Annotated in this window: 13 protein-coding genes; 11 read left to right on the top strand and 2 right to left on the bottom strand. The window is 41.7% G+C overall.

The features are described 5' to 3' along the window. The first annotated feature begins 136 nt into the window (after positions 1-136). Positions 137-2638 (top strand): ribonuclease R, encoded by a 2502-nt coding sequence (rnr, locus tag MTF68_RS08885; RefSeq protein ID WP_248462254.1) that lies wholly within the window; start codon positions 137-139, stop codon positions 2636-2638. Further along, a complete protein-coding gene (gene rlmB / locus MTF68_RS08890; protein WP_004587596.1) occupies positions 2635-3378 on the top strand; it encodes a 23S rRNA (guanosine(2251)-2'-O)-methyltransferase RlmB in 744 nt (247 codons plus the stop codon). The genes rnr and rlmB overlap by 4 nt, the downstream gene beginning before the upstream one ends. A 198-nt stretch (positions 3379-3576) precedes the next feature. Here the strand turns inward: rlmB and MTF68_RS08895 are convergent, their stop codons facing one another. Then, positions 3577-4425 carry a LysR family transcriptional regulator gene (locus tag MTF68_RS08895; protein WP_054982828.1) on the bottom strand — a complete coding sequence of 283 codons (849 nt, stop codon included), beginning with the start codon at positions 4423-4425 and terminating at the stop codon, positions 3577-3579. 126 nt (positions 4426-4551) lie between these two features. Here MTF68_RS08895 and MTF68_RS08900 point away from each other — a divergent pair, with 126 nt between their 5' ends. The 7 genes from MTF68_RS08900 (at position 4552) to MTF68_RS08930 (ending at position 13858) form a co-directional block, all read left to right on the top strand. Further along, positions 4552-5151, top strand: a complete 600-nt coding sequence (locus MTF68_RS08900) for a hypothetical protein (protein ID WP_004587594.1) — start codon at positions 4552-4554, stop codon at positions 5149-5151. Positions 5152-5249: 98 nt separating this feature from the next. Next, on the top strand, positions 5250-6332 hold the full coding sequence (gene gcvT / locus MTF68_RS08905) for a glycine cleavage system aminomethyltransferase GcvT (protein WP_004587593.1): 1083 nt from the start codon (positions 5250-5252) through the stop codon (positions 6330-6332). A gap of 72 nt (positions 6333-6404) precedes the next feature. Beyond that, positions 6405-6794, top strand: a complete 390-nt coding sequence (gcvH, locus tag MTF68_RS08910) for a glycine cleavage system protein GcvH (protein ID WP_004587592.1) — start codon at positions 6405-6407, stop codon at positions 6792-6794. A gap of 154 nt (positions 6795-6948) precedes the next feature. Next, entirely contained in the window at positions 6949-9840 is a 2892-nt protein-coding gene (gcvP, locus tag MTF68_RS08915; RefSeq protein ID WP_248462255.1) for an aminomethyl-transferring glycine dehydrogenase, read from the top strand. 261 nt (positions 9841-10101) lie between these two features. Beyond that, a complete protein-coding gene (locus MTF68_RS08920) occupies positions 10102-12264 on the top strand; it encodes an SEC-C domain-containing protein (RefSeq protein WP_248462256.1) in 2163 nt (720 codons plus the stop codon). A 183-nt stretch (positions 12265-12447) separates the two neighbouring features. Continuing rightward, positions 12448-12762 carry a transposase gene (locus MTF68_RS08925; protein ID WP_248462257.1) on the top strand — a complete coding sequence of 105 codons (315 nt, stop codon included), beginning with the start codon at positions 12448-12450 and terminating at the stop codon, positions 12760-12762. A gap of 121 nt (positions 12763-12883) precedes the next feature. Continuing rightward, the gene (locus MTF68_RS08930) at positions 12884-13858 is read left to right on the top strand and encodes a transposase (RefSeq protein ID WP_282448241.1); all 975 of its coding nucleotides are present in this window, start codon (positions 12884-12886) and stop codon (positions 13856-13858) included. 465 nt (positions 13859-14323) lie between these two features. Here the strand turns inward: MTF68_RS08930 and MTF68_RS08935 are convergent, their stop codons facing one another. Continuing rightward, entirely contained in the window at positions 14324-14632 is a 309-nt protein-coding gene (locus MTF68_RS08935; RefSeq protein ID WP_004587588.1) for a hypothetical protein, read from the bottom strand. A gap of 461 nt (positions 14633-15093) precedes the next feature. Here MTF68_RS08935 and MTF68_RS08940 point away from each other — a divergent pair, with 461 nt between their 5' ends. Together MTF68_RS08940 and MTF68_RS08945 are read left to right on the top strand one after the other, a co-directional pair. After that, positions 15094-16326: a cytochrome C gene (locus MTF68_RS08940; RefSeq protein WP_248462258.1), complete on the top strand. Its 1233-nt coding sequence runs from the start codon at positions 15094-15096 to the stop codon at positions 16324-16326. Positions 16327-16538: 212 nt separating this feature from the next. Continuing rightward, complete coding sequence (locus MTF68_RS08945) at positions 16539-17033, top strand: hypothetical protein (RefSeq protein WP_004587586.1); 495 nt, start codon at positions 16539-16541, stop codon at positions 17031-17033. Positions 17034-17061: the final 28 nt, after the last annotated feature.

The raw sequence follows: 17061 nt of genomic DNA on the forward strand, positions 1-17061 counted from the left end.
ATTAAGTGATGATTAAGGCCATTAAGCGTATGTTTTACTTATTAAAGCGGTTTATTAAAAGTTTCATACGCTTTTACCTGTCTCATTTTACGTATATGGGTTAAAATACCTACATAACCAACTAACAAGATAGTGAATGTCAAACCAAGATCCAAATCTCAGCCGAGAACAAGAAAAGTACGAAAACCCAGTCCCTAGTCGTGAGTTTATACTTACTCACCTTCAAGAGCGTTCAAAACCTGCTAACTTCACGCAACTTTGTGATGAATTAGCTGTAAACGATACCGAACGCCAAATTGCATTTAAGCGCCGCCTTCGTGCCATGGAGCGCGATGGCCAATTGTATTTTAATAAGTTTAAATGTTACGCCCTAATTGACGAAGCCGGTTTAACCAAAGGCAAAGTAATTGGCCACAGAGACGGTTTTGGCTTTTTAGAAGTTGAAGGTGAGAGCAAAGATTGGTTTATAGCCAAGCATCAAATGAACATGGTGCTGCACGGCGACATCGTACTTGCTAAAGGCACAAAACGTGGCTCAGGCTCAAAATGTGATGCCCGCATAATTAAAGTACTTACCAACGAGCGCGCACCTATTGTAGGGCGTTATTTTGTTGAGCATGGTATTGCAGTTGTTGTAGCAGAAGACCCACGTATTACCCAAGATATTATTATTCTGCCAGGCAGTGAAAACGGCGCGCGCCATAACCAAATGGTGCAAGTGCAAATCACTCAAAATCCTAGCCGCAACATGAACGCGGTAGGTAAAATTATTGACGTACTGGGCGAGCATTTAGCGCCAGGTATGGAAATAGAGGTGGCACTGCGCAATCACGATATTCCTCATGTTTGGCCAGAAGAAGTGGAAGAACAAGTTGCTCATTTAGGTGAGTTTGTTGATGAAGCCGACAAACAAGGCCGTGTAGATTTACGCGACCTGCCACTGGTCACCATAGACGGTGAAGACGCCCGCGACTTTGATGATGCCGTATATTGTGAGCGTAAAAAATCTGGCGGCTGGCGCTTATGGGTAGCCATTGCCGATGTATCACATTATGTAGGTATGAACACGCCGCTAAATAAAGAAGCGATTGCTCGCGGTAACTCAGTGTACTTTCCTGAGCAAGTAATTCCAATGCTGCCAAAAGTGTTGTCGAACGGTTTATGTTCGCTCAACCCTAAAGTAGACCGCCTGTGTATGGTGGCCGAAATGACGGTATCAGACGCTGGTAAGCTTTCGGGTTATAAGTTTTACGAAGCGGTGATGAACTCACATGCGCGTTTAACCTACACCAAAGTAAATGCCATTTTACAAGGCGATGAAAAACTACGCGAAGAATACGCACCCGTTGTGCCACATTTAACTGACTTACAGCAAATGTATATGGCGCTTAAGTCGGCGCGCCAAACCCGTGGTGCTATTGAGTTTGAAACGCTCGAAACGCGTTTTGTATTTAACGCACACCGTAAAATAGAATCAATTGTGCCAGTTGTTCGTAACGACGCGCACAAATTGATTGAAGAATGTATGATTTTAGCCAACGTATCGGCGGCTAAATTATTAGAAAAACACGAAGCCAGTGCGCTTTACCGTGTGCACGATGAGCCAGATCAAGAAAAACTAGGTAACTTTACTCAGTTTTTAAGTGAGCTTGGCATTCAAAGTACATTAAGTGATGAGCCTACACCGAAAGAAATTACCCAAGTGTTAGCCCGTTTAGGCGACCGCCCAGAGGCCGAGCTTATTCAAACCATGCTACTTCGCTCAATGAAGCAAGCGGTTTATCAGCCAGACAACATAGGCCACTTTGGCTTAGCGCTGCCTGCGTACGCACACTTTACCTCACCGATTCGCCGTTACCCTGATTTAGTGGTACACCGTGCAATTAAAGCGGTAATAAAAGCACAAGGTCAGCAAACATCGGGCGCATACGCGTACACCGATGATGAAGTAGACCAACTAGGTGAGCAGTGTTCAACCACCGAGCGCCGCGCAGACGACGCAACGCGTGAAGTTGCCGACTGGCTTAAATGTGAGTTTATGCAAGACCACGTGGGTGATGAGTTTAACGGGGTTATTTCATCCGTTACTAACTTTGGCTTATTTATACGCCTAGACGACTTACAAATTGATGGCCTGATCCATGTTACTAATTTAGGTGATGAATACTTCCATCATGATGGTGCAAAACACACCCTAATTGGCGAGCATACACATACGGTTTACCGCCTTGGCGATAAAGTAACGGTACAAGTTGCTTCGGTAAGTTTAGATGAGCGCCGTATAAATTTAACGCTCAGTGGTGATGTGGCTCAAGACAGATACGCGCGTCGCCGTGGCTCAGCTAAAGGAGCAGGGCGCGGTAAATCAAGCCATGCAGCAGCAAGTGTAAGATCGCAGCTTAAAGCGGGTAAAATCCCTGGCAAAAACACATCAGGCGATGAAAAACCCAAAGCTGGTAAAAAACCAGCCAGTAAAAGCAAAGGCAAACCAGCGGGTAAGTCTGGCGCAAAGCCAGCCGGAAAAAAAGCCGCTGAAACCACCGCTAAGAAAAAACCGAAAAAAAAGGCAGTTAAAAAGCCTAAAAGACCAGGCAAAAATGCCCGTAAACGTAATAGCCCAGGAGCAAACAATACGTGAGTAATGAATTAATTTTTGGCTTTCACTCTGTTGAAGCAATTTTAACAAAAGAGCCAGAGCGTTTTTTAGAAATTTATGCCCTAAAAGGTCGTGATGATAAGCGCTTAACCCCGATTATTAATGAAGCACGTAAATTTGGTATTTCTGTACAATTTATGCAGCGAAAAGCGCTAGATAACAAAGCAAACGATGAGCAGCACCAAGGCATTATTGCCAATGTAAAAGCTGCGCGTGTTTACAACGAAAAAGATTTAGATGAGATCATTGCTCGCGAAGACACGCCGTTTTTACTAGTACTAGATGGCATAACCGATCCGCATAATTTAGGTGCCTGCCTACGTAGCGCAGATGCAGCAGGTGTACACGCTATAATTGTACCTAAAGATAAGTCGGCCAAGCTTAACGGCACAGCACGTAAAGTAGCCTGTGGCGCAGCTGAAACCGTACCGCTTATTCAGGTAACAAACCTGGCGCGTACGCTTCGCGAAATTAAAGATGCAGGCGTATGGGTTGTGGGCACCGCTGGCGAAACAGACACCCACGTGTTTGATGCAAACCTTACTGGGCCAATGGCAATAGTAATGGGAGCAGAGGGCGAGGGCATGCGCCGTTTAACGCGTGAGCATTGCGACGTGTTAGTTAAAATTCCGATGGCAGGAAGTGTTTCTAGCTTAAATGTATCGGTAGCCACCGGTATTTGTTTATTTGAAGTGCTACGCCAACGTAACGTAAATAACTAATATCCAGTTGCTTAATTAATATATTTATTTTTAGGCAGCTAAACGTGTCGATAGACAAAATTCGTTATTTAATGGTTTAAATGAGGGTTTTAGTTAGCGCCAAGTTTAGCTTACAAAACGCCGAGGTTAGTTTAACCTCGGCGTTTTTTATGTAGCGTAGTTTGTAATTTTACAGGTTAACCAAATCGCCAACGCGCACTAATAGCCTAAACGTAATGCGATAAACTCAGCGAGTTTGTCTACTGCGTGTTCCGACTCCCCGCCGCTTTTTATTAAGCTAATGCCTATGCTACCAAGAGCTGGTAAATATTTACTTTGCGCCTGAAAATTAAGATCGCTTGGCACCGTACTTTTAGCCAGTACAGTAATACCTAAGCCTTCTTTTATGGCGGCTATTAATCCGGTTAAATCGGCATTGCTGTAAACAATTCGGTATTTTATATTGGCACTTTTAAGTGCATCTGTAGCGCGGCGCCTATAAATACAGCCCTCGGGCGCGGTGACTAAGGTTACTACCTCATTTTTTGCCTGTGCTAAATCGCCCACCCATACTAGCTCGTCTTGCATAAAAATAGGGAACTTGTCTGAATTAAGGCGCTCGTTAAGCGCTAAAACAAGATCAAATTGATCTTGCCTTGAGGCCGACAGCAAATGTTTACTTAAACGCGATTTAACCTCCAGCGATACCTCAGGATAAAGCGAGACAAAATCACCAATAATAGAGGGCAAAATACGTGCTGCAAATTCGCTAGGAATACCCAAGCGCACTTTACCGGTTATGCTCTCTGAGGTGAACTGCTGCAAAATAGCATCGTTATACTGCATCATTTGTTTTGCCATAGGCAAAAGTAGCTCACCGTACTGATTAAGCACTTGGCGCTGGCCCTGTTTTTTAAATAATTTATAACCGAGTAAATCTTCAAGGCGTTTAATTTGCAAGCTTACCGCAGGTTGCGATAACCCCAGTAGGTCGCCGGCTTTTGCAAATCCACCTACCTCAACAACCATTACAAAGGTACGCAAACTGTCGGTTGATATGTTTTTCATATTTAAAATTACAATTTATATAGCTACATATATAAGTATTATTTATCAATTGATAAATAATTACAATTTGTTGTTGTCACAGTGGCGCAATATACTTTTGGTATCAAAAATACACAGGTGTTTGTTATGACTTTTAACCCAATAATGTTTGCCCGCCACAGCAATGCTGCAAGTGCAGTTACCAATGCAGTGCAAGCAAATAACAACCTCGTTGTAATGGATTTTAGTGGCAGTGAAACCAGTGTATTTTTAAGCACTATTTTAGGGTTAGATCTCACAAAGCTTACAGCCAGCGGCTTAGGCCTAAAAGGCACGCTAGATGGTGATTTAAATTCTGATTACAGCTTTGCCGTTTATTACTTTAGCGAAACCGCATTTAGATTTGTATTACCGCACAGCGCAAGCTTGCAATTACAAGCACTGATAAACGAGCAGCAACTTCGTTTTGATATTGATTATGTACTACGTAGCGACCTTGCAACTCTTGCGCTGTGTGGAGCAAACGCATTTGATACCTTAATTAGCGCGTTTAAATTAACGCCAGGGCTGCGTTTATCAAACCCACAACTATGCTATGGCGCGCAAAGCGGCGAAGTATTTATTACCGCCATAGATAAAAATGACGAACAGCACTTTGTGTTAGTCGCCAAGCAACAAGAACTACAAAAATGGCAACAGCACTTACAAGCACAAGGTTTTGCCCTAATGCAAAACGAAGCTGCCTAATACATAAAATAACCGGTAAACATAACCGTGTTTGCCTGTTTAGTTAAATCTATTTAAGCCACGCCCGCACAGGGTTAATTTAAAAGTGAAGGAATGTTATGACTTCTAAAACTGTACTACATGCTAAGCACCTTGAAGCAGGCGCAAAAATGGTTGATTTTCATGGCTGGGAAATGCCAATCAACTACGGCTCACAAATAGAAGAACACAATGCAGTGCGTACCGATGCGGGTATGTTTGACGTATCACACATGACCATTGTTGATATTGAAGGCGAACAAGCAAAAGCATTTTTACGTAAGTTAGTAGCAAACGACGTAGCAAAATTAACCGTACCAGGTAAAGCGCTTTACACGGGCATGCTTAACGAGCAAGGCGGCGTAATCGACGATTTAATTATTTACTACTTTAGCGAAACGTTTTATCGCTTAGTGGTAAACTCTGCCACCCGCGAAAAAGATTTAGCTCACTTAGCTAAAGTATCTGCCGACTTTACAGTAACCGTAACTGAGCGCCCAGAGTTTGCAATGATTGCAGTGCAAGGCCCTAATGCAAAAGCAAAAACAGCCACACTTTTAAATGCTGAGCAACAAGCAGCCGTTGAAGGCATGAAGCCATTTTTTGGCGTACAAGTGGGTGATTTATTTATTGCCACAACGGGTTATACTGGCGAAGACGGTTACGAAATTGTAGTACCGAACGAGCAAGCAGCCGATTTATGGCAACAACTGCTAGATGCAGGTGTAGCGCCAGCCGGTTTAGGTGCACGCGACACGCTACGTTTAGAAGCAGGTATGAACCTTTACGGCCTAGATATGGACGAAAGCGTATCGCCACTTGCAGCTAACATGGCATGGACTATTGCATGGGAACCAGAAGATCGTGACTTTATTGGTCGTGACGTACTTGTTAAGCAACGCGCCGAAAAAAGCACCCATAAACTTGTTGGTTTAGTGCTTGAAGAAAAAGGCGTATTGCGTAGCGGCTCAAAAGTAATTGTTGAAGGTGGTGAAGGGGTAATTACCTCAGGTACTTTCTCACCAACACTTGGTTTTAGTGTAGCCCTTGCACGTGTACCGCGTTCAACAGGGGATACAGCCCAAGTAGAAATGCGCAAAAAATTAGTTAACGTTAAAGTAGTAAAGCCTAGCTTTGTACGTAACGGCAAATCAATCATTTAAAAATTTGGTTATACCAATCACAATAATTACTGTGATTGGTATCCTCCCAATATAGACCAAAGGAACAAAATAATGAGCAATATCCCTAGCGATTTAAAATACGCCTCTTCTCACGAATGGGTTCGCAACGAAGGTGACGGTACATTTACTGTGGGTATTTCTGAGCATGCGCAAGAGCTGCTTGGCGACATGGTATTTGTAGAACTACCAGAAGTAGGCGATGCAGTAGATGCAGGCGAAGATTGTGCAGTAGCAGAGTCGGTTAAAGCTGCATCAGACATTTACGCACCAGTTGGCGGCGAAATTGTAGCGATTAACGAAGAGCTAGAAGACGCACCAGAAACGGTTAACAACGACCCATACGGTGACGGCTGGTTATTCCGCATTAAAGCAACTGACGAGTCAGAGCTTGAAAACCTACTTAGCGCAGAAGACTACGCTAACACAATCGACGAAGAGTAATACTCTAAGTAGATGACAAAAGCCCCATTCACAGTTTTTGGGGCTTTTATGATTTAACGGCCTACTTCCCATACACAGTACGTTATTAAATCATCACATATTTTAATCAATACTAATTACCCGTTAGTATTTAGGATCATAGGAATCTAGACGCATGTCAAACGCCAAATCTCTTGAACAGTTAGAGCAAAAGCAAGATTTTATTCGCCGCCACATTGGGCCAAGCCCAGCACAAGTAAGCGATATGCTAAGTGCTTTAGAAGTATCAAGTGTGCAAGAGCTGATCGACCAAACTGTACCTGCAAGCATTCGCTTAGCGCAGCCATTAACAGTTGGCGAAAGCCGTACTGAAGTTGAAACACTAAGCTACTTAAAATCGGTAGCAAGCAAAAATAAAGTTTTCAAATCGTACATTGGCCAAGGCTACCACCCAACGCACGTACCGCACGTAATTTTACGTAACGTACTAGAAAACCCAGGTTGGTATACTGCGTACACGCCATACCAGCCAGAAATTGCGCAAGGGCGTTTAGAGTCGTTACTAAATTTTCAAACTATGACCCTAGATTTAACAGGCCTAGATTTAGCAAGTGCCTCGTTACTTGACGAATCAACCGCTGCTGCTGAGGCTATGGGCCTTGCAAAACGCGTATCTAAAGCTAAAAAAGCCAATGCCTTTTTTATTGCCGACGACGTACACACACAAACTATTGACGTAGTAAGCACCCGTGCTGAGCAGTTTGGTTTTGAAATCATTGTAGGTAAAGCAGAAGATGCCGTTAACCACGACATTTTTGGCGCACTTTTCCAATACCCATCTACAACAGGTGAAGTAGTCGATATAACCGACCTAATTGCTGGCGTACAAAGCAAAAAGGCCATTGCCTGTGTTGCTGCCGACATTATGAGCTTATTACTATTAAAAGCACCGGGTAAATTAGGTGCCGACGTAGTACTTGGTTCGGCTCAGCGTTTTGGTGTGCCTATGGGTTACGGCGGCCCTCACGCTGCATTTTTTGCAACGCGTGACGCATACAAACGCTCATTACCAGGGCGTATTATTGGTGTATCTAAAGACCGTTTAGGTAACGACGCACTCCGTATGGCAATGCAAACGCGCGAACAACACATTCGCCGCGACAAAGCCAACTCAAACATTTGTACAGCGCAGGTACTACTTGCCAACATGGCCGCGTTTTACGCGGTGTACCACGGCCCACAAGGCTTAAAAACTATCGCGCAGCGTATACATCGCTTTGCTGATATTTTAGCTGCTGGCCTAAAAGCTAAAGGTATTGCACTTAAACACAGCACCTGGTTTGATACGCTAACAGTAGTTAGCGACAGCAAAGACGACGTAATAGCACGTGCTCTTGCCAAAGGCGTTAACTTTGCCACAAACCACGACGGCGAATACTCTATTTCGGTTTCAGAAACTACAACACGCGCCGATGTAGCTGAGCTATTTGATATTGTACTAGGTGAAGGCCATGGCCTAAGCGTAGATAGTATTGCAGCCGATATTGAAGCAAACGGTAGCGACTCTATTCCAGCTAGTTTAGTACGTGATGACGAAGTATTAACGCATCCAAACTTTAACAGCTACCACAGCGAAACAGACATGCTTCGCTACATTAAGCGCCTAGAAAACAAAGATTTAGCGCTTAACCACTCAATGATCTCGTTAGGTTCATGTACCATGAAACTAAACGCGACCGCTGAGATGATCCCAATTACATGGCCTGAATTTGCAAACTTGCACCCATTCTGCCCGCTCGATCAGGCCGAAGGTTACCAAATAATGATTAACGAGCTGCACGACTGGCTAGTTAATATTACGGGGTACGATGCCGTTTCACTTCAGCCAAACTCTGGCGCACAAGGTGAATACGCAGGCTTAATTGCTATTCGTAAATACCACGAGTCACGTGGCGATGCGCACCGTAACGTATGTTTAATTCCAAGCTCAGCACACGGTACTAACCCTGCATCTGCGCAAATGGCCAGCATGAAAATTGTAGTGGTTGATTGCGATAAAAACGGTAACGTAGACATGGCAGATCTTAAAGCGAAAGCTGAAGAAGTGTCTGAAAACTTATCGTGTATTATGATCACATACCCATCTACACACGGCGTTTACGAAGAAACCATTCGCGAAATTTGTGACATTGTGCACGAGCACGGCGGCCAAGTTTACATGGACGGCGCAAACATGAACGCGCAAGTAGGCGTAACAAGCCCAGGCTTTATTGGCTCAGATGTATCGCACTTAAACTTGCACAAAACATTTTGTATTCCACACGGTGGCGGTGGCCCAGGTGTAGGCCCAATTGGTGTTAAATCGCACCTTGCGCCATTTATGCCAAACCACAGCGTAATTAACGTACCGGGCACAAACATTAACAACGGTGCAGTATCAGCAGCGCCTTACGGCTCAGCCGCTATTTTACCTATTTCATGGGCTTACATTACCATGATGGGCTCAGAGGGCTTAAAACAAGCCACCGAAATGGCGATTGTGAATGCCAACTACTTAACGCATGAGTTAAGCCAGCACTTCCCAATTTTATACCGAGGCCGTAACAACCGAGTTGCGCACGAATGTATTGTTGACCTACGCCCACTTAAAGAGCAATCAGGCATTACTGAAATGGACGTAGCTAAGCGCTTGCAAGATTACGGCTTCCATTCACCAACTATGTCGTTCCCAGTAGCGGGCACGTTAATGATTGAGCCAACTGAATCTGAGTCAAAAGGCGAGATAGACCGTTTTATCGAAGCTATGGTGTCAATCAAAGGCGAAATCGACAAAGTAATCTCTGGCGAATGGTCAATCGAAAACAACCCGCTTGTGTTTGCACCGCACACACAAGCAGACGTGTTAGGTAACGAATGGGACCGCGCGTACGACCGTTTTTACGCTGCATTCCCAGTGCCTTCAGTAGCAAAAGACAAGTTCTGGCCAACCGTTACACGAATAGATGACGTATACGGCGACCGTAACTTGGTATGTTCATGCCCAGCGGTAGAGACTTATCGCGATTAATTTTTGAACTGTCGACGCTTAATAAAGTTTGTGACTTAGAATTAAGTTTGTGACACAACAAGAATAGAAAAGGTGAGCTTCGTGCTCACCTTTTTTTGTTTAGGAGGGTATTAAATATGAGCATAACGTTGTGCTCATATCACAATAGGAGCAATGCAACATCGAAAAGTTAGAGTAGGTGTTCGTGTTTTTAGTGCTAAGGGTATATCATCACTAGAGAGAACGCTAACGTATTAAAAATTATACGAATAAAGGGATGTTATGATCGATAACGATGTTAGAACTGAAGCTGCTATTTTTACAGATTTGAGTGAGTTGTGTGCTTCTTCTGGGTTTGTTCACGCCATTGCTTATCTTTGCTATAGAGATAATACCTTTTCATACAATTTAGATAAAGGTGTTGAGAGTGAAGATGTTTTACAGCAGTTTTCAATGGAACGACTTGTTCGAACAGAAATATCAGCTCTTATTGGATTAGCATTTAAGCATGGAATAGACTTCAAAATTCCCACGCAGCAAGATTTACAAAAATACGCAGAAGAGGCTGAAAAGCTTTTGCACGAGTATCATGTCTCTATGATGCCATCTCATGAAAACCTGTTTGAAAATGGTCAATTTCAACCGGAAAAAATGGGAGAAATGATTAGTAGTGGAGAAATGTTACGCGAAGCTATTTTTTATGGCGGCGAGTCAGCATTCCACTTTCAATACAGAGATCTTTGTTTGAAGAAATATGAGAAGGATAGCGATTTCTTTCAAAAGAAGTGGGGCTACACGCTCCAGCAGGCTTATGACGTTATTTATTGCTTAGAGGAAATTCAAAATCAACATTTAAACCGTAATATGGAAGAAATGGTAGCAAAAGATCCGTCAGAATGGACTTTTTTACCTGCCTTCACATTTACCTATAAAGAAGTAGCTAACGCCTGCAAACATGACCTCAACACCGTTAAGAATGTATTGAATAGCTTTACGGCATCGGGTTCAAATGAGACCTATATCTCTATCGACAGTTTTAATATAACTAACGCTTATCCGATTATTAAGTTAAATGAAGAGGAGTTCTTATTACTTCAATATTACTCCTTAGTTGAGGCATTTTATGAGACACCATTTTTTTGGTTTTTAGAAGACTCGAAGTATAAGTCTACAGCATTAAAAAATAGAGGAGACTTCACTGAAGACTTTGCTTATGAGCGACTAACTCAGGTTTTTGGTGAGAAGAATGTTTTTAAGAACATCAATATTTATGGTTCTGATGGCAACATTGCCGGAGAAGTTGATGTTTTGGTTATATATGCAGACAGAGCTATTGTGTTGCAAGCAAAGTCTAAGAAGCTCACTTTACAAGCAAGACAAGGTAATAAAAGTAACCTAGAAAATGATTTTGAAAAGGCTGTACAAGCGGCTTATGACCAAGGTTATTCCTGTGCTGAATTCATGCTGGAGCCAGATAGATATACTCTAAAGCATGAAGATGGAACACTGGTAGAAAGGAGGGAGAAATTAAAAGAGGTTTATATTACTTGTTTGGTATCAGACCATTATCCTGCGTTATTTACTCAATCAAACCAGTTTCTCAAAACACAAGTCTCCGAAGAAATTCTACCACCATATGTAATGGATGTGTTTTTCTTAGATGCACTAACTGAAATGCTCAATAGACCCCTTCACTTTCTGGGCTATATAAATCGCAGGGCAACATATAACAAACAAGTACATGCCTCTTTTGAGCTAACCGTATTGTCTTACCACCTTAGAAGGAACCTCTGGATTGAAGATGACTTATCTTATATGCAGCTAGGAGATGATATTTGTGCTGACTTAGATTTAGCTATGATGGTGCGTAGAAGAGGCATTCCCGGCAATGATACTCCTGAGGGCATTTTAACTGAGTACGAAGGCACACCTATAGATCGCGTTATTAAACAGATCGAACAGAAAGAAAACACCAATATAATAGACTTCGCATTTTTACTTCTTTCACTTAGTGGCGACACCATCCATGATATCAATAAAGCTATTGATAGAATTACATTACTATCCAGAAAGGACGGTAAAACACATGATTTGACATTGTTTTTTGATAAGCCGGATTGTGGGTTTACCATTCATTCAAATGCTCACCCTAAAGAGCTAGCACTAAAATCATTGGGTGAGCATTGTGAAAGAAGAAAATATACCTCTAAAGCTAGTAAATGGCATGGCTTATGTCTCCACCCTGATGACGGCTCTTTTAGATTTGGTGTTACTTTAGATTTTGAGTGGAAATACTCTGCCAAGATGGGAGAAATTGTAAGGTATTTGCCCAAACCGCAAAAGCACATAGATTTTAACGCAAAAAACAAAAGAAGAAAAAAGATAGGTAGAAACGAACTCTGCCCATGTAATAGCGGCAAAAAATTTAAAAAATGCTGTATGTAAATTTACTTGAGTTCAACTTTGAATCTCTGTTTAAGTCTTAAAGCATACTGGAAATTTTCATTGAGCTGACATCTAAAATATTCAATCACTTTAAGTAGTAGGTTAAGAACACAAGGGGTCAAATCTTGACTTTAGATATCAAAGGTCTAGATTTATAGTTTACTGCTTATTGAGTGAACTGCTATGTCTAGGCCGCTGCGAATAGAGTATGAGGATGCGTTTTACCATGTGATGAATCGTGGAAGAGGGCGTGAAAATACCTTTTTGAGCGATGACGACTTTAAGTATTTTTTATATTGTATTGAGCAAGCAAGCCTTCGCTTTAATATTGAAGTGCATTCTTATTGTTTAACGACCAATCATTACCACCTGCTAATCAAAACCCCGGATGCAAATTTAGGCCGAGCCATGAAGCATATTAATGGCCTTTATACTCAATACTTTAATAGAGCACATAACACAGAATCAAAGGGGTCAATCAAAGGGGTCAAATCTTGACTTCAGACATCAAAGGTCTAGATTTATAGTTTATTACTCATTGAGAATCAAAGGGGTCAAATCTTGACTTCAGACATCAAAGGTCTAGATTTATAGTTTATTACTCATTGAGTTTATTATTATGTCTAGGCCGCTGCGAATAGAGTATGAGGATGCGTTTTACCATGTGATGAATCGTGGAAGAGGGCGTGAAAATACCTTTTTGAGCGATGACGACTTTAAGTATTTTTTATATTGTATTGAGCAAGCAAGCCTTCGCTTTAATATTGAAGTACATTCTTATTGTTTAATGACCAATCATTACCACCTGCTAATCAAAACCCCTGATGCAAATTTAGGCCGAGCCATGAAACATATTAATGGCCTTTATACTCAATACTTTAACCGAACCCATAATACAGGTGGTGCACTGTTTAGAGGTCGCTACAAAGCGGTGTTGGTGGATGCTGATAATTACTTACTCCATGTTAGCCGTTATATACATCGTAACCCTATAGAAGCAAGTACACCGCTAGTCGATGAACTCATTGACTATAAATGGTCTAGCTACTCAGCCTTCATCAAAAAAGCGGCGACACCGAAATGGTTAGTTCGAGACTTTATATTTTCGCTTCAAGGAAAAAAGCGTAAATATGCTGCGTACAAACAGTTTGTTGAATATGAAAATAATAAAGAAATAAGCGCTTTTTATAGTGCTAAAAAGTTATTGTCGGTTTTAGGTTGTGAGGACTTTATTGAAAGTATAAAAGACTACATTGCCAAGCCTGATAGCGAAAGAAAGCTTGTTAGTAAAAATCACTCAGCAGATGAAGTTATAGCTTACTTAGCTCAATACTTTAATGTTGAGGTTAATGAGATTATAACGGTTAAAAAGGGGCGAAAAGAGAAAAATTTACCACGCTGGTTTGCTATTAAATTATGCCAAGATTTAACGGGGTTAAATTTGCAGGCATTAGCAGCTGTTTTTAATGTTGAGCATTATTCGGCGATATCGAAATCTGTAGGTAGGTTGAATAAATTAATGGTTGAAGATGAAAAGGTTAAATTACAATTGGAAAAACTTCGAGATTGTTTGATGTCTGAAGTCAAGATTTGACCCCATTTCCACAGAAGATGAAAAGGTTAAATTACAATTGGAAAAACTTCGAGATTGTTTGATGTCTGAAGTCAAGATTTGACCCCATTTCCACATTCGCACTGTACCTTATACAACGAGTAATGACGTCGATTGGTGTGAATATGCACCGTGGCTTGAATAAAGAGCGCCATATGAGTTTAAGCGTTTTATTTGAGTATCTTTGATGATTAATTAAGGCCCTAGGTTTGCATTTCAGTCATCGTTTTGTGCCAATATCAGCCAAGCTATAAATATCTTGAAATTATACTTTTAAGCTCTATAATTACGCGTAACAACACCCCTCCCGCTACCCGTAAGCTCAGCGCCCTGCGAGGGGTTAATTATTTCTATAGCATGGTAAAAGGCTGTGAATTTTCGGCTTTTCGTTATGTTTCATCAAGCTTGCGGCAACGCTAAGCCCTTAGCTAACTTAAAACCTTCCTATTAATCATCAGGGCCTTTTAAAGTAAACACTAAATGTTTACGCATATCTTTTAAAATCACGCCTTTTTTAAGCATTGCGGCGCTTAAACGCTTTTGCCATTTTAATAAATCAGGCTCTGCGGCTGCTAAAGCTTGTTCGTTTTCAAACTGAAAACACAAAAGTAGTGAACTTGGAAATAAGTGATATTCCACATCAAACCAGCACTGCAACATACCAGGGATTTCTTCGCGCCCTTGTGCTTCTAGTTTATCGGCAACATTAAGCACAAGTGCTTGTTGTTTTACTTGCACTGCAGAGAGTTTTTTCATTATTAAAATCCAAATTAGCGGCTAATACATACAGCCAGAATGCGGGCATTATACGCAAGCTTGTAGCTATGCAACAACTGTAGGTTGGTTTGAGCGAAGCGAAACCCAACACCCAGCCAATGTAATAGCCACAGCTAAAGTTAAACACAATGTTATTTATTGTAGGCGCTTAGCTTGCCAGCGCGTTGGCCGAAAGCCCGAACTATTTGGTTTTACATGTAGAGGGAGTTTGTTTTAGTTTTTAAGCAGGAAAACGTATTTAAACTACTATTACGCCTCCAACAATAATGATTTTTACACCGAAAATAAAAACAATACCATTTTGCTAAAAGCTAAAAGCTAAAAGCTAAAAGCTAAAAGCTAAAAGCTAAAAGCTAAAAGCTAAAAGCTAAAAGCTAAAAGTGCTCATATAGTAAACACTTTCGCCCTATGCTTTAATATTAAAAACAAGGGAGGGCGTTATGCGTAAAAATCGATTTTTATTTAATAAACACGTTGCGGTAATGGCTGCGCTAGGGGTTTTAGCTGTGCCGTTACCTGTATTGAGTAACGAGCCTGGGGTATTAGTTGAGCAGTTTTGTGCTAGTTGCCATAGTTTAAACAACCTTGAGCGCAGTGCGGGTTATAGCCAAGCGGATTGGCAAACACTCATAAGCTATATGGTTGATACCGGCGAGGGTACTGCGCTTAGTAAAGATATTAGCGCGTATTTGGCCAAGCATTACCCTGTTAATAATAAGCGCGAGTCAACGGTGGTTAAAGGCGATTTAAAACTTAGCTTTAAATACTGGCAAGTGCCTACGCTTGGGCAACGCGCTCGCGACCCTGTGCAAGGTGAAAACGGGCTTATTTGGTGGGTTGGCCAGTGGGGCAATATTTTAGGTAGGTTAAACCCTAAAACCGGTGAAATGAAAGAGTACACTTTGCCAAGTGGTACGTATGCGCACAGTGTATCGCTTGATAAAAACCAAACCCCTTGGTTTTTAGGTAATAAAAATGGCACGGTTGGGTATTTAGATTTAAAAACCGAAAAATTTAAAGTGTATAAAATGCCTGATAAAAACGCCCGTGACCCGCATACAGGCGTGTTTGATGATGCGGGTATATTTTGGTTTACCCTGCAGCACAGCAACATGATTGGCAGGCTAAACCCTAAAAGCGGCGATATTAAGCTGGCTACTTTACCCACTAAAGGCTCGCGGCCTTATGGTATAAAGCTTGATTCAAACGGGACGCCGTGGGTGTCGTGTAATGGCAGTAACTGTTTGGTTAAAGTTGATAAAAACACCATGGAGCTTAGCGAAATAAAACTCCCAGGTGCTAAAACACATACTAGGCGCCTTGCTATTACGCCTGATGATATGGTGTTTTATGTAAACTCTGGTATGGGTAAACTTGGCCGCTATAACCCTAAAAACGGCAATATCACCGAGTGGGATAACCCAAGCGGTAAAAACAGCCACCCGTATGCCATTGAGTATGCCGATAACGCTATTTGGTTTAATGAGTCGGCTAAGCGCCCCGAAACGCTGGTTAGGTTTGATTTAAAAACTCAAACCATGCAAAGCTGGCAAATTCCCAGTAAAGAAGGGGTTTACTCTGGCTTAATTAGGCACATGCGTATGGGCAATAACGGCTTGATTATTCATCAAACGGCTACTAATCAATTAGCCGAAATTACGTGGTCTAAGTAATTGAGTTTATTAACGCGTTATATAAAAGCGCTAAGCGTTAGTGCATTTATTTATGTGGTAGGAGTTTTTTACAACAGTTAGCAATATTTACTGTGTAAATGAAAGCAGTAGTTTGGGTTTGTGATTTAACTTATTGATTAATAGTAATAAATTAAGTGGTTTAGGTTTTGCTTAGTAATAGCTGTATTTTTTAAATAAATAAAGGAGTTATTATGAGCACGGTTATTACTGGGTTATTTGAAAGCGCATCACAAGCAACACTGGCTATTTATAGATTAGAAGCATTAGGTATTAATGAAGCTGATATAAGTATTGTTGCCAATGACTCATACGCAAAGGAAGACTTTGCCTTAGACGAGGGAACCAAAGCGGCTGAAGGCGGCATTGTTGGTGCAGCGTCTGGTGGTATTATAGCTGCAATTGTTGGCGGTTTTACTGCCGTAGGTACCGTGGCAACCGGTGGTACAGGTTTATTAGTAGCAGGCCCATTAGTGGCTGCATTTGCAGCGGGCGGTGCAGGTGCTGCGGTTGGTGGAAGTTTAGGCGCTGCTATTGGGGCGTTTATTCCTGAGCACGAAGTTAAATTTTACGAAGACGCCATTGAAAAAGGCTCTATATTAATTGGTGTTAAGTACGACAGCGATAACAAAAGCGCGATTGAAGAAATACTTAAAAATGCAGGCGCGAGTAGTGTGTCTACCGCGTAAAGCTAATTAGTTTAAAGTAATAAAAAAG

The organism is Pseudoalteromonas sp. 2CM37A, assembly GCF_023161885.1.
Lineage (GTDB): Bacteria > Pseudomonadota > Gammaproteobacteria > Enterobacterales > Alteromonadaceae > Pseudoalteromonas > Pseudoalteromonas atlantica.

Bases quoted from the DNA above. Each gene is read 5' to 3' on its own strand.
- MTF68_RS08935 (WP_004587588.1), bottom strand. From the start codon at position 14,632: ATGAAAAAACTCTCTGCAGTGCAAGTAAAACAACAAGCACTTGTGCTT.
- MTF68_RS08925 (WP_248462257.1), top strand. From the start codon at position 12,448: ATGTCTAGGCCGCTGCGAATAGAGTATGAGGATGCGTTTTACCATGTG.
- MTF68_RS08900 (WP_004587594.1), top strand. From the start codon at position 4,552: ATGACTTTTAACCCAATAATGTTTGCCCGCCACAGCAATGCTGCAAGT.
- MTF68_RS08920 (WP_248462256.1), top strand. From the start codon at position 10,102: ATGATCGATAACGATGTTAGAACTGAAGCTGCTATTTTTACAGATTTG.
- MTF68_RS08945 (WP_004587586.1), top strand. From the start codon at position 16,539: ATGAGCACGGTTATTACTGGGTTATTTGAAAGCGCATCACAAGCAACA.
- MTF68_RS08940 (WP_248462258.1), top strand. From the start codon at position 15,094: ATGCGTAAAAATCGATTTTTATTTAATAAACACGTTGCGGTAATGGCT.
- gcvT (WP_004587593.1), top strand. From the start codon at position 5,250: ATGACTTCTAAAACTGTACTACATGCTAAGCACCTTGAAGCAGGCGCA.
- MTF68_RS08930 (WP_282448241.1), top strand. From the start codon at position 12,884: ATGTCTAGGCCGCTGCGAATAGAGTATGAGGATGCGTTTTACCATGTG.
- gcvH (WP_004587592.1), top strand. From the start codon at position 6,405: ATGAGCAATATCCCTAGCGATTTAAAATACGCCTCTTCTCACGAATGG.
- gcvP (WP_248462255.1), top strand. From the start codon at position 6,949: ATGTCAAACGCCAAATCTCTTGAACAGTTAGAGCAAAAGCAAGATTTT.
- MTF68_RS08895 (WP_054982828.1), bottom strand. From the start codon at position 4,425: ATGAAAAACATATCAACCGACAGTTTGCGTACCTTTGTAATGGTTGTT.
- rnr (WP_248462254.1), top strand. From the start codon at position 137: ATGTCAAACCAAGATCCAAATCTCAGCCGAGAACAAGAAAAGTACGAA.